Annotated in this window: 12 protein-coding genes; 8 read left to right on the forward strand and 4 right to left on the reverse strand. The window is 56.1% G+C overall.

Annotated features, from left to right (window positions below):
• Positions 1 to 32: 32 nt before the first annotated feature.
• Positions 33 to 491 carry a YbaK/EbsC family protein gene (locus G6L28_RS00185; protein ID WP_174061766.1) on the reverse strand — a complete coding sequence of 153 codons (459 nt, stop codon included), beginning with the start codon at positions 489 to 491 and terminating at the stop codon, positions 33 to 35.
• Between the two features lie 484 nt (positions 492 to 975).
• Between G6L28_RS00185 and G6L28_RS00190 the strand changes: the two genes are divergently transcribed.
• A complete protein-coding gene (locus G6L28_RS00190; RefSeq protein WP_027674583.1) occupies positions 976 to 1,185 on the forward strand; it encodes a cold-shock protein in 210 nt (69 codons plus the stop codon).
• A gap of 83 nt (positions 1,186 to 1,268) precedes the next feature.
• On the opposite strand, the gene G6L28_RS00195 is transcribed toward G6L28_RS00190, so the two are convergent.
• The 3 genes from G6L28_RS00195 to G6L28_RS00205 form a co-directional block, all read right to left on the reverse strand.
• Positions 1,269 to 1,604: a hypothetical protein gene (locus G6L28_RS00195; RefSeq protein ID WP_174061767.1), complete on the reverse strand. Its 336-nt coding sequence runs from the start codon at positions 1,602 to 1,604 to the stop codon at positions 1,269 to 1,271.
• Entirely contained in the window at positions 1,604 to 2,992 is a 1,389-nt protein-coding gene (locus G6L28_RS00200) for a M20/M25/M40 family metallo-hydrolase (RefSeq protein ID WP_174061768.1), read from the reverse strand. Before G6L28_RS00200 ends, G6L28_RS00195 begins: the two co-directional genes overlap by 1 nt.
• Before the next feature lie 106 nt (positions 2,993 to 3,098).
• The gene (locus G6L28_RS00205) at positions 3,099 to 3,542 is read right to left on the reverse strand and encodes a MarR family winged helix-turn-helix transcriptional regulator (RefSeq protein WP_174061769.1); all 444 of its coding nucleotides are present in this window, start codon (positions 3,540 to 3,542) and stop codon (positions 3,099 to 3,101) included.
• Positions 3,543 to 3,932: 390 nt separating this feature from the next.
• Here G6L28_RS00205 and polA point away from each other — a divergent pair, with 390 nt between their 5' ends.
• The 7 genes from polA (at position 3,933) to G6L28_RS00240 (ending at position 13,293) form a co-directional block, all read left to right on the forward strand.
• Positions 3,933 to 6,923 carry a DNA polymerase I gene (polA, locus tag G6L28_RS00210; protein ID WP_174061770.1) on the forward strand — a complete coding sequence of 997 codons (2,991 nt, stop codon included), beginning with the start codon at positions 3,933 to 3,935 and terminating at the stop codon, positions 6,921 to 6,923.
• A 67-nt stretch (positions 6,924 to 6,990) separates the two neighbouring features.
• The gene (locus G6L28_RS00215; protein ID WP_174061771.1) at positions 6,991 to 7,713 is read left to right on the forward strand and encodes a DUF1868 domain-containing protein; all 723 of its coding nucleotides are present in this window, start codon (positions 6,991 to 6,993) and stop codon (positions 7,711 to 7,713) included.
• A gap of 193 nt (positions 7,714 to 7,906) precedes the next feature.
• Positions 7,907 to 8,092: a 50S ribosomal protein L32 gene (rpmF, locus tag G6L28_RS00220; RefSeq protein WP_003507205.1), complete on the forward strand. Its 186-nt coding sequence runs from the start codon at positions 7,907 to 7,909 to the stop codon at positions 8,090 to 8,092.
• Positions 8,093 to 8,295: 203 nt separating this feature from the next.
• Complete coding sequence (locus G6L28_RS00225; RefSeq protein WP_174061772.1) at positions 8,296 to 10,119, forward strand: ATP-binding protein; 1,824 nt, start codon at positions 8,296 to 8,298, stop codon at positions 10,117 to 10,119.
• Positions 10,116 to 11,468 (forward strand): sigma-54-dependent transcriptional regulator, encoded by a 1,353-nt coding sequence (locus G6L28_RS00230; protein ID WP_174061773.1) that lies wholly within the window; start codon positions 10,116 to 10,118, stop codon positions 11,466 to 11,468. Before G6L28_RS00225 ends, G6L28_RS00230 begins: the two co-directional genes overlap by 4 nt.
• A gap of 220 nt (positions 11,469 to 11,688) precedes the next feature.
• Complete coding sequence (locus tag G6L28_RS00235) at positions 11,689 to 12,672, forward strand: tripartite tricarboxylate transporter substrate-binding protein (protein ID WP_174061774.1); 984 nt, start codon at positions 11,689 to 11,691, stop codon at positions 12,670 to 12,672.
• A 159-nt stretch (positions 12,673 to 12,831) separates the two neighbouring features.
• On the forward strand, positions 12,832 to 13,293 hold the full coding sequence (locus tag G6L28_RS00240; protein WP_174061775.1) for a tripartite tricarboxylate transporter TctB family protein: 462 nt from the start codon (positions 12,832 to 12,834) through the stop codon (positions 13,291 to 13,293).
• The last annotated feature ends 6 nt before the right edge of the window (positions 13,294 to 13,299 follow it).

Raw genomic sequence — 13,299 nt, forward strand, 5'->3', positions numbered from 1 at the left:
GGGGTTAAGCCGTATTGCGGATCAGGTTGCCGTTACTGGCAAACATCGACCCATTCGGCATCAGTCAATCGCACCATATGCTCTGGGGAAATGCGAACGGCCGCGTTTATTGCACCTGCGGCGGGCACCACCTCCGCGTATTGCTGAAGCGAAATGTCGCAATAGACCGGCAAAGGTGAAGGCAAGCCGAAGGGGCAGACGCCTCCCACAGGATGGCTCGTCACGTCAACGACATCATCCGCTGCCAGCATGCGCGGTTTAGCACCGAAACGATCCCTGAACTTGCGATTGTCCAGACGTTTCGTTCCGGCCGTTACTAAAAGCAGGATCGTATCACCCGCCTTCAGGCAGATCGTCTTAGCGATCTGACCTGGGTCGACGCCATGTGCTTCTGCCGCAAGAGCGACTGTCGCAGAACTTTCTTTCGTTTCCAGAACGTCTATCTCTGGAGCATGATTGGCAAAGAAAATACGAACGGATTCAAGACTCATGCGCAATCTTTAGGCTGTATGCGGTGCCGCGACAAGTCTCAACGAAATAGTTATGCATTTTATGCAATGCTGCGCTGCAATGTTCTGACTGTTATTCGTGCAGATTTGTTGTATCTTCAAATTATCGAAGCGACGCACTCCTCCTCCCAGCGTCGCCCGATTGGACTGGCAACACTCCTCCTCCCAGTTGTCCAGTCAGTTTTAAAGACCCGGCGCACCTCCTCCCGCGCCGGGTTTTTTATTTTCGGCCTCCGGTAGACGCGTCTAGAAAATATCGTCCGCAAAATTTGTCGTACCGCGTTTTATTTCAAAAACTTGACTTATCGGTTCTATCATCCTACTTGTCTCCGCATCGATATTTGTTTGACGACCAGAGCTTCGGCGTCCTTAATAGACGCACACGACGATCTTTCTTTCCTTCAAATTCGACCAAACCGCGCTGAATTTCAGCGCAAACGTAATTTGCCAACGGAAGGAAATCGTTATGGCGACTGGTACAGTAAAGTGGTTCAACGCAACCAAGGGCTACGGCTTCATTCAGCCGGACGACGGCGCACAGGACGTATTCGTTCACATCTCTGCCGTTGAGCGTGCAGGCATGAGCGGTCTCAAGGATGGTCAGAAGATCTCCTACGAACTGGTTCAGGACCGTCGTTCTGGCAAGATGTCTGCTGACAGCATCGTAGCTGCATAATGCACTGCTGGCGAGGCCAGCAGTCATCTTTCAAAAGGCCGGGACTTCGTCTCGGCCTTTTTTGATTTCGAGATCTTTTCAGTTTAATTGATAATCGGCCTTGCAAAAGACATGATGCACACCAATATACGGTCCATCAGTGTTTCGGCAGTTCCCGATGAGGCTTTAGATGAGCCGCCGTATTGCTCTCCCGTTAATGAAAAATTAACCAAGGCGAGCAATGATGAAAGGGAAGACATGAGCGACAGCGAAAGTTGGCGCCGTGCTGAGACACAAACCGTTTTAGCGCTTTGACCACGGATGTACTGGCACTGATAGCAAAAACGGTAATGAAAGGTCGGGCTTGCCCGGCCTTTTTGTTTTTTTGGCTTGTTTCTGTAGAAAATAGCGCCGCCAAAAGACGGCGCTATATCTTCCATTACGCGCTAAGGGACGACAGAATACGGACCCAGGAGCGGATGCCCTTGTGGAAAGACTGGAGATCGTACTTTTCGTTCGGGGAATGAATACGGTCATCGGTCAGGCCGAAGCCGATCATCAGCGAATCCATGTTGAGCATCTTCTGGAAATCTCCGACGATCGGGATCGAGCCGCCCATGCCGATAACGACCGCGGGCTTTTCCCATTCATCCGAAAGAGCCGTCTTTGCTTTGGTCAGTGCTGGAGAGTCGTAGGAAAGCTGGATCGCGGGCGAGCCTCCATGCTCGTGGAACTCCACTGAGCAATCACCCGGTATCTTGGATCGCACATAGGCTCGGAAGCTTTCACGGATTGCTGCGGGATTCTGATTGCCGACCAGTCGGAACGAAACCTTTGCGGATACCTTGGCCGCGATCACCGTCTTGAAGCCGTCGCCCGTGTAGCCGCCAACGATACCATTTACCTCTGCGGTCGGTCTTGCCCAGGTCAGTTCCAGGACAGAGCGACCCTTTTCACCGGCGGGGATGGACAGTCCGACTTCGCCGAGGAAGGCTTCGGCGCTGCGCCCAAGATTTTCCCAGGATGCCTTGATGTTGGCAGGCGTCTCCTCGACGCCATCGTAGAAGTTCGGCAAGGTCACGCGACCCGTTTCGTCATGTAGACCGGCAAGAATGCTGGTCAATATGTGGATCGGGTTTGCGGCCGCGCCGCCGAACAGGCCGGAGTGAAGGTCGCGGTCGGCAGCCGTAATCACGATCTCTTCGCCAACCAGGCCGCGAAGGGCGGCAGCAATGGCGGGTGTCTCGCGGTCCCACATGCTGGTGTCGCAGACCAGCGCGTAGTCCGCCTTCAATTCATCCGCATTTGCATCGAGGAACGGTTTGAGGGACGGCGAACCGGATTCTTCCTCGCCCTCGAAAAGAATGGTTATGCGGATCGGCAGCGAGCCGTTGACCGCCTTGTAGGCTCGGCAGGCTTCCACGAAGGTCATCAACTGACCCTTGTCATCGGCGGTACCACGACCCGTAATGACCTGTCGTCCTCCCCCGATATCCTTCAGGGCGGCATCGAATGGATCGTTTTCCCAAAGTTCCAGCGGGTCCACGGGCTGCACATCATAATGACCGTAGAACAGCACATGGGGCGCGTCCGGCTTTGCGCCATCGTGATGGGCGACGACCATGGGGTGGCCGGACGTCTCACGGATGCTTGCTTCAAAGCCGATGCCCGTCAGGTCACGCACCAGCCATTCCGCCGCCTTGCGGCATTCGGCCTTGTAAGCGGGGTCCGTCGAAATGGATTTGATGCGAACGAGTTCGAAAAGTCTTTCGAGGCTGGAAGGAAGTGTGTCGTCAACCGTCGAAAGAACGGAGGAAATGTCTGTCATTGCGCGATCCTGTCATGTCAAGATCGGCGGAAGATAGAGCAAACGAGGTGAGGTTTCGAGCCGTAATCTTTAGAAACTCGTCAGGCGCACATCATGCGTACGGGCTTTACGTCGTCGGTTCGGAGCCCTTGGCCGCTTCGATGGTACGGCTCATATATTCGATCAGCAAGTGTCGCTCGAACTTTAGCAATCCTTCCAGGATCGCCTCGTCCGTGGCTTTTGATGCTGCGATTGCCTTAGCTTCCAACTCGCGCCCGTTCTCGGTCAGGCTTATTATCTGCGCTCGCCTGTCCTTTGGGTGCGGGTTGCGTTCAATCAGCCCATCTCGTTCCATGCGGGAAAGCGTATTGGCAAGAGTAGCTTGTTCGATATCGACGCGATCGAGGAGCTGTCTTTGCGTTAGACCTTCCTCTTGCCAGAGTTCAAGTAGCACTGGAAACTGCCCAGGCGAAAAGCCGAGCGCCGTGGCGCGTTTGTTCAGCGCCCTTGAAAAGGTCTTGGCCAGTTGCGCCGCCAGATAGGTCGCTGAATCTTTTCTCGAAAATCGCATCGTCAGGGATCGCTCGGCAGAATTGTATATCATACGATCTACATCGTAAGTCTTTCGCGAAACATGCGTGCAAAGAAAAACCGCCATGGCCGGGAGGGGACGGCCATGGCGGTCATATTGAGGGACAAAGGCCCGGAGAGGGGGATAGGCCTTTGTCCGGTCTGACGCGGCGGGGGACGAGCCAGCTATCAGACTACGGCGTGATCAGTCGCCGTCCTCCTAGAAATGAGGCCGCAAATGCGGCTTTTCAAGGGAAGGTCGGATTACAAATTGGTAACGTTCCGGTGAAAAAGCCAAGCGTGCGGTAGAAAATAGATCACGGGGTTCACGAGTGCTGGTCGATCAAGTTTATCTGGACGTTATCTGCCCCCCGCGCTATCCATGCTTCCCATGAAAAAAGGCGATCATCTCTTCCTCGTGGACGGCTCCGGTTTCATTTTTCGGGCCTTTCATGCCATCCCTCCGCTCAACCGCAAATCGGACGGTTTGCCGGTCAATGCCGTCTCTGGTTTCTGCAATATGCTGTGGAAGCTCTTGAAGGATGCACGCAACACCGATGTCGGGGTGACGCCAACCCATTTCGCGGTGATTTTCGACTACTCCTCGAAAACCTTCCGCAACGAACTTTACGATCTTTACAAGGCCAATCGCTCGGCACCGCCGGAGGATCTGGTTCCGCAGTTTGGGCTGATCCGTCACGCCACCCGAGCTTTCAATCTGCCTTGCATCGAAACGGAAGGTTTCGAAGCTGACGACATCATCGCCACCTATGCCCGTCAGGCGGAAGCCATCGGCGCGGACGTGACGATCATCTCTTCCGACAAGGATCTGATGCAGCTCGTCACGCCGAACGTGCATATGTACGACGCGATGAAAGACAAGCAGATCGGCGTTCCCGATGTGGTCGAAAAATGGGGCGTGCCACCGGAAAAGATGATCGACCTTCAGGCGATGACGGGCGATTCGACCGATAATATTCCTGGTATCCCCGGTATCGGGCCGAAGACCGCAGCGCAGTTGCTGGAAGAATATGGCGATCTCGATACGCTGCTTTCGCGTGCCGGTGAAATCAAGCAGCAGAAGCGCCGCGAAAACATTATCGCCAATGCCGAGTTGGCTCGTCTTTCCCGCCAGCTTGTTGCGCTTCGGACAGATGTTCCGCTTGAGCTTGCGCTGGATGCACTGACGCTGGAAGTGCAGGATGGTCCAAAACTGATCGCCTTTCTTAAGGCGATGGAGTTCACCACCCTGACGCGCCGTGTTGCAGAGGCAACGGGCGCGGATGCTTCCGTTATCGATCCAGCCCATGTTCCCGTCGAGCGTGGTGCTGCGGCACACGGACCTGATCTGGATGCCGCCGCAGGCGCTCAAAACGATTCTGCGGTTGCGCTTGGCGAGCACTCGGTTTCCGATGTCGGTGCTGTTCTTTCCAAGGCAGAAGGCGATACGCCGAAAGAACTTGCATCCGCCCGCGAGGCGGCGTTCTCCGCTGCGAAGATCGACACGACAGCCTATCAGACGATCCGCACCATCGAAGAGCTGGATCGCTGGATCGCCATGGCCGGCGAAACAGGCGTTGTGGCTTTCGATACCGAAACCACATCGCTCGACCCGATGAATGCCGAACTCGTCGGCTTCTCACTCGCAATTGCCGATAACAGCAAGAACGCGAGCGGCACCGATATCATCGCGGCCTATGTGCCTCTTACCCACAAGACCGGTTCCGGTGGCGATCTGTTCAGCGATGGTATAAAGCTGGCACCAGACCAGATTCCTTACGATCTTGCGATCTCAAGGCTGAAAGCACTTCTGGAAGACCCCGCAATCCTAAAGGTCGCTCAGAACCTCAAATACGACTACCTGCTGGTGAAACGTCTCGGCATCGTTATGCAGAGCTATGACGATACGATGCTCCTCTCCTACGTTCTGGAAGCAGGCAAGGGTGCCCATGGCATGGACGCGCTTTCCGAGCGCTGGCTCGGCCACACGCCAATTCCTTACAAGGATGTCGCAGGCTCAGGCAAATCGGGCGTGACCTTCGATTTCGTCGATATCGACAAAGCGACTGCCTATGCTGCCGAAGACGCCGATGTCACGCTTCGCCTTTGGATGGTGTTGAAGCCTCGCCTCGTGGCGGACCGTTTAACCTCCGTCTATGAACGACTGGAACGCCCGCTCGTGCCGGTTCTGGCACACATGGAAGAGCGCGGCATTTCCGTCGATCGTCAAATCCTGTCGCGCCTTTCAGGTGAGCTTGCGCAGAAGGCCGCTGCCTTCGAAGAAGAGATCTACGAGCTTGCTGGTGAGAAATTCAACATCGGCTCACCCAAGCAGCTTGGCGATATCCTGTTCGGCAAGATGGGCCTGCCCGGTGGTTCCAAGACCAAGACCGGCCAATGGTCCACTTCCGCTTCGGTGCTGGAAGACCTTGCCGCCGAAGGCATGGAACTGCCGCGCAAGATCGTGGACTGGCGTCAGCTGACCAAACTTAAATCCACCTATACGGATGCGTTACCCGGCTATATCCACGCTGATACCAAGCGCGTCCACACCTCCTATTCGCTGGCATCCACCACGACGGGTCGCCTGTCCTCCTCCGAACCCAACCTCCAGAATATTCCGGTGCGTACGGCGGAAGGACGCAAGATCAGGACGGCCTTCATTTCCACACCCGGCAATAAGCTTCTGTCTGCCGACTACAGCCAGATCGAGCTTCGTGTGCTGGCGCATGTTGCCGATATCCCGCAGCTGAAAAACGCTTTTGAAAACGGCATCGACATTCATGCCATGACGGCGTCTGAAATGTTCGGCGTACCGGTGGAAGGCATGCCGTCCGACGTGCGGCGTCGCGCCAAGGCGATCAACTTCGGTATCATCTATGGCATCTCGTCTTTCGGCCTTGCCAATCAGCTCAGTATCGGGCGTTCGGAAGCGGGTGACTACATCAAGAAATATTTCGAGCGCTTCCCTGGCATCCGCGATTACATGGAGAGCACCAAGGCTTTCGCGCGCGAAAACGGCTATGTCGAAACCATCTTCGGACGCCGTGTGAATTACCCGGAAATCAAGTCGTCCAATCCATCGGTGCGCGCTTTCAACGAACGCGCCGCCATCAACGCGCCGATCCAGGGCTCTGCTGCCGATATTATCCGCCGCGCCATGATCCGCATGGAGCCCGCACTGGATGAGGCTAAGCTTTCCGCTCGCATGCTTTTACAGGTGCATGACGAACTTATCTTCGAGGTCGAGGAAAGCGAGATCGAAAAGACGCTTCCGGTCGTCGTGTCGGTCATGGAAAACGCCGCCATGCCTGCCATCGATATGAAGGTTCCCTTGCAGGTGGATGCACGCGCAGCAGACAATTGGGATGAGGCGCACTGACGCTTCAGATGTCATCCATCTGTTGCGCATGAGGAGTAGGTGAAGGCTTCTATCCGAGGAGCCTTCCATGCACGCCCCACTCGTTTCATCAAAACTCGCCAAATTTTCTACAGTAAACAACGATGCGCCGCCGCGCCATCTCGGCACGCGCTATTCTTTGGCTGGAGAGTTTTTAGCCGAGCCCGGCAACACTGTTGTCTGTCACCTCATCGAGGGATCGCGCACGCAGAACGCGATTGTCGACGTTCGGCAGCGCCTGATTGATATGCCCGAAGCAGCGACGCATCTGGCCTTTACACCGATTTCCAGCCTGCACATGACGGTGTTTCAGGGAATTATCGAGCACCGCCGCACATGGCCATTCTGGCCGAAAGAAATGCCTGAAGATACTGCAGTAGAAGACATGACGGCATATTATCGCAGGCGGTTAGAGAACTTCCCGAAGCTGCCGTCGTTCGACATGCAGGTCACAGCCGTCACGCCGCTGGGGCTTACCCTGGGCGGAGCGACGTCTGAAGACGACCGGATCGTTGCGGAATGGCGCAACGCTTTCGCTGAAGCTTTCGGTTATCGTCATCCTGATCAAGATACCTATGAATTTCACATCACCTTCGCCTATGTGCGCCGCTGGTTCGAGCCGGAATGCCTGCCGAACTGGCAGGCACTGCTCGACGATTGCCTGCGAGAACTGCGCACAGCGGCACCGGTTATCGAATTGCACCCGCCCGCATTCTGTGAATTCCGCGATATGAAGCATTTCGAGGAATTGATTGTGTTTGAGCCTCTCTGATAGTGATTCGCGAATGGCTCGGTGCTGCGCCGAGCTGGTGATTCGGCCTTTCTTGAAAAAATGCGCGTCAGGGCTGGTCAAAGCCCTGCGGGGCATGTATAAGCGCGCCAAATTTCCGATATCGAAACATGTGACATTCGGCCTTTGGTTCTGGCCGGTTCCTGTGTTTCGCCGCTCAAGTGGAGTTACACAAATGGCAGTACCTAAGAGAAAAACCAGCCCTTCCAAGCGTGGCATGCGTCGTTCGGCTGATGGCCTGAAGTCCGCAACCTACGTTGAAGACAAGAACTCCGGCGAACTGCGCCGTCCGCACCACATCGACCTGAAGACAGGCATGTACCGCGGTCGCCAGGTTTTGACGCCGAAGGAAAGCGCATAATCAGCGCTTCAATCGCAAGATACGAACGAGCCGGCCCTAGGGTCGGCTTTTTTGTTTTGATGGGGATGCTTGGAAATATGGAGTGCTGGACTTAGACTTCGGGAAGAGAGGAGCCTGCTTTCCGTCGTTTCGTCTACACAAGGCCGGAAAGGCAGGAGAGGGGAGATCGTCTTTTGAGGCGGTCGATAGGAGGATAAGCGTTAGTGAAATATCGCTGGTTCGGCATTGTCGTGCTTTGTATCGGCCTTGGCAGCTTGGCGCTGACAAAGGCAAGCGACCTTGTGGCCGAAAGCTATTTCAAGGAATCCGCAGACCAGGGCCAGACGACGCTTCGACTGGCCGTTTCCGCGCTTGGCGGACATCTCAACCGCTACGAACCTTTGCCAGCACTGATGGCCGATCATGACGACATCGAAGAACTCGTTGCCCACCCGAACGATCAGCTTCTCAGACAGCGCGCCAACGTCTATCTGAAATCCATCAACGATCTTCTGAAATCATCGGACATCTACATCATGACGCTGGACGGTGAGACGATTGCGGCCAGCAATTACGATGGACCGGCCAGTTTCGTCGGCCAGAATTTCAGCTATCGCCCCTATTTCCAGGATGCCGCTAAAGGCGTCCAGTCGCGGTTCTTCGCGCTGGGAACGACGTCACACAAGCGCGGCTATTATTTTGCCTCTCCGATCCTGTTCAATGATGTCATCAAGGGCGTCATCGTTTTCAAGGTGGATATCGAGGGCATCGAATCCTCCTTTGGTAATGGCGAAAATCGTATTTTTGTGACTGACCCGGAAGGCATCATCTTCATGACGGGCACCCCGGAATGGCTCTATTCCGCCATTCTGCCGTTGACTGCAGAGAGGATTGCCAAAACGGAAGCTTCGAGGCGTTACGCCGATGCCAGGCTTTCCGAATTGCCCGCCTCCAGGGGTTCGTTCCGTAACCACCAGCTGATGACGGTCCAGGAAGGGCAGCAGAGCAGGGAATATCTCGTGCTTTCACAGCCGATGCCGGATGCTGGATGGACGGTGAACGTGCTGATGGATACCAGTTCCATCCATAACCAGACAAAGACGACCATGATTGCAGTCGTCCTTTGCCTCTGCCTTGCGGGAGCAGTCACGGCCGCCATGTTACAACGCCGCCGCAGGCTTAGGGACCGTCTTGTGCATCAGGCAGAGGCGCAGGCCGAACTGGAGCGACGGGTTGAGGAGCGCACCGCCGATCTCGCCCGCGTCAACCGTGATATAAAGCGCGAAATCGCCGAGCGTCGGCAGACGGAAAAGCAGTTGCGAAAGACACAGAAGGATCTCATTCAGGCGGGCAAGCTTGCTGCGCTCGGTCAAATGTCTGCCGCGCTGTCGCACGAGTTCAACCAGCCTTTGGCTGCTGCCAAGACCTATGCCGAAAGCGCCTCGTTATTGATCGAGCGTGGCCGCGTGGATGAGGCAGGCTCCAACATCACGCGAATATCGGCTCTCATTGATCGAATGGCGGCGCTGAGCAGGCATCTTCGCAATTTCGCCCGCAAGCCCAATGAGCGGATCGGCGCCGTCGCCTTGGAGAGTGTGGTAGCCGATACGCTGGAGATCGTCAGCGCCCGCCTGAAGGCAGCAGATGCCCTATTGCATCTTGATCTCGGACCAGCCCCCCTCTTGGTGAAGGCGGGACCGGTGCGGCTTCAGCAGGTCCTTGTCAACGTGATCTCCAACGCCGCCGACGCGGTGGAAGGGCTGGAGAATAGACAGATCGATCTGACCGCAGTGCAAGAGGGAGACAAGATCGTTATTTCGGTTCGTGATCGCGGCCCCGGCGTGCCCCCTGCTATCATGGAACGTATCTTCGACCCGTTCTTTTCAACAAAAGGTGTCGGCAAGGGTCTGGGCCTTGGGCTTTCCATTTCCTACAACATCGTGAAAGATTTCGGTGGGCGCCTGAGCGTCATCAATCTTCCCGATGGTGGCGCCCGTTTTGATATAGAACTGGACGCGCAGGCGTCCATAGAGGTTGCCGCCGAATGAACATGTCCCGTGTACTGCTGATCGATGACGAGGAGGATTTGCGGCTTTCCACTGGTCAGGCGCTGGAGCTTGCCGGTCTGGAGGTCGTCATGGTCGACAATGCCGACCATGTCTTCGAATTGATCGGTTACAGTTTCGACGGCGTCATCGTCACCGATATTCGTATGCCGGGCATGGACGGAATGACGCTTCTGCAAAAGGTGAGGGAACTGGATGCGGAAATTCCCGTCATTCTCGTAACCGGCCATGGCGATGTACAATTGGCGGTGAGCGCAATGCGCAACGGGGCTTATGACTTCATCGAAAAGCCCTTCAATATGCAGTACCTCGCCGGCATCATCAAACGCGCTATCGATCGACGCTCGCTGGTGCTGGAAAACCGCCGTTTACGCGCGGTGGCTGGGAAGCGAGACGATCTCGAAACCCGTCTGCCGGGACGCACACAGATCATGGTGGATTTGCGATATCAAATCCGCGCAATCGGCGCTGCGGATGCGGATACGCTGATCATCGGCGACACGGGAGCAGGCAAGGAGGTCGTGGCACGTGCGCTGCACGATGTCAGCGCCCGCGCAGACCGGCCCTTCGTCGCCATCAATTGCGCCGCGCTGCCGCAACACCTCATTGAAAGCGAACTCTTCGGCCACGAGGCTGGCGCTTTTCCCGGCGCGCTGCGTTCGCGCTACGGGAAATTCGAGCACGCTCGCGGCGGCACGATCCTGCTGGACGAGATAGGCTCGATGCCGTTCGACATGCAAGGCAAGCTGTTGCGCGTGCTGCAGGAGCGAACCATAACGCGGCTCGGCTCCAACGAGACTGTCGAACTCGACGTTCGCTTTATAGCCACCAGCAAGGTTGATCTGGCAGAGGAGGCGCTGGCAGGCCGCTTTCGTCAGGATTTACTCTACCGCCTGAATGTCGCGACGGTTCATGTGCCATCGCTTGCCCAGCGCCGGGCCGATATTCCGCTCCTGTTTCTTCACCTTGTACGGGAAGGGGCAGCGCGCCATGGACGAGATGATATGGATGTGCCGTCCGAAGTGGTGTCCACCCTCGCAGGTAGAGATTGGCCGGGCAATGTGCGTGAATTGAGAAACGCAGCCGATCGATATGTGCTGGGGTTAGATGGATATTCAGGCGAAAGTACCCAGTCCCTTCAGGCGCACAGTCTCTCAGCCAAGGTCGCGGAGTTTGAAAAAAGTATCCTGGCAAGAACAATTGCAGCGCACAGAGGCAACCTTAAAGCCGTCTATGAAACGCTTGGAATATCCCGCAAGACACTCTACGAAAAAATGCAGAAATATGCCTTGAGCAAGCAGGATCTTATCGAAGAAGACATGGAAAACTGATTTCGCACCGAGCTTATTTGCTCCGTGGGTGGAAATCCACCCACGCATTACAGTGAATGTTTCGAAATCCACCCATTGCTGCGTTTGCACAGCCGCTTTTCTCACCAGCGGTTATCGAAAGCGTTGCGCTGCGAATAAAGGCGGCTGCAAATGGCATCACCCCGACCGGTCGCAGAGGAGCGATACGGTCGCTGAGGCCATAATTCATCGGGAGGAAAAGATGAAGCTTCTGAAAACCGTCACGGGTGCTGTAGCGCTCGCCGCCGTATCCCTTTTTGCGCTCAATGCCGGTGCGCAGACTTATCCTGATCGCAACATTACAATGGTCGTTCCGTTTGCGGCAGGCGGCCCGACCGATACGGTTGCCCGTCTCGTCGCCGAATCCATGGCGAAAGATCTGGGCAAGCAGATCATCGTGGAAAATGTCGGCGGTGCTGGCGGTACGCTCGGCGCTGGACGCGTCGCTTCTGCCGATCCGGACGGTTACACGATCCTTCTTCATCACATCGGCATGGCCACCAGCGCCACGCTTTACCGCAAGCTGGCCTACGATACGACCAACGCCTTCGAATATGTCGGCCTCGTTACCGAAGTGCCGATGACGATCCTGTCGCGCAAAAATCTCGAAACCACCGATCTCAAGGGCCTGATCGAATACGCCAAGGCAAACAGGGACACGGTAACCGTGGCCAATGCCGGTATCGGCGCTGCCTCGCATCTATGCGGCATGCTGTTCATGAGCGCGATCGAAACACCGCTGGTCACCGTGCCCTACAAGGGCACAGGTCCGGCCATGACCGACCTTCTCGGCGGTCAGGTCGATATCATGTGCGACCAGACGACCAACACCACCAAGCAGATCCAGGGCGGCACGGTCAAAGCCTATGCGGTAACGACACCGGAGCGTCTTAAGGTGCTGCCGGATGTTCCAACCGCTTCCGAAGCCGGTCTGCCGAACTTCGAAGTCGGTATCTGGCACGGCATCTATACACCGAAGGGTACGTCTGCGGAGGTCAATGAGCGGCTTTCCAAGGCTCTGCAAGTGGCCTTGAAGGACCAGAACGTCGCGGCTCGCTTTGCGGAGCTCGGAACCGTGCCTTCTCCGGAGGCCGATGGCACTCCAGCTGCTTTGAAGGCAAAGCTTGAAGGCGAAATTGCCCGCTGGAAGCCAGTGATCGAATCCGCAGGCCAGTACGCAGACTGAGCCACGGCTCGACCGGCGGCATCAGCACTGCCGCCGGTATCTCAGTCGATGGCGCAATGCCTTCGAACAAAGGCCTAGCGCTTTCACTTTAGAACAGACGCATCGTTTCTTGCGAAATCGTACTCGGTTTTGCAACGATGCGCATAGGCGGGGACAACCATGAAATCACTCTCCTTCGATGCTACAGAGGCTATCTGTGGTGCCATATTCATCTGCCTGGGTTGCTTTTTTGCGCTGCAATCCTACGGGCTCGAGCTGGGTACGGCATTCCGTATGGGGCCGGGATATTTTCCGCTCGTACTCTCCTTCATCCTCATCATGCTCGGAGCAGTCATTCTGCTGCGCGCCGGAAAGGTCAGGGGAGAGCCGCTCGGCCCGATTGCGTGGCGCGGCATCTTCTTCATTTTGCCTGCGCCGATCTTTTTCGGGTTCACAGTGCGCGGTTTGGGCTTTGTACCGGCGCTTTTCTTCAGCGCGCTGATCGCATCCTTCGCATCGCACAAGATGAGCCCTTTGATGGCAGTCATTCTGTCCGCCGGTATCACGGTCTTCTCCGTCGTCGTCTTCAACTATGGTCTCGGCCTGCCTTTCCAGCGCTTCGGCCCTTGGCTCAATTTCTGAGGTCGC

Source organism: Agrobacterium larrymoorei, assembly GCF_013322225.1.
In the GTDB taxonomy this organism is placed as follows: domain Bacteria; phylum Pseudomonadota; class Alphaproteobacteria; order Rhizobiales; family Rhizobiaceae; genus Agrobacterium; species Agrobacterium larrymoorei_A.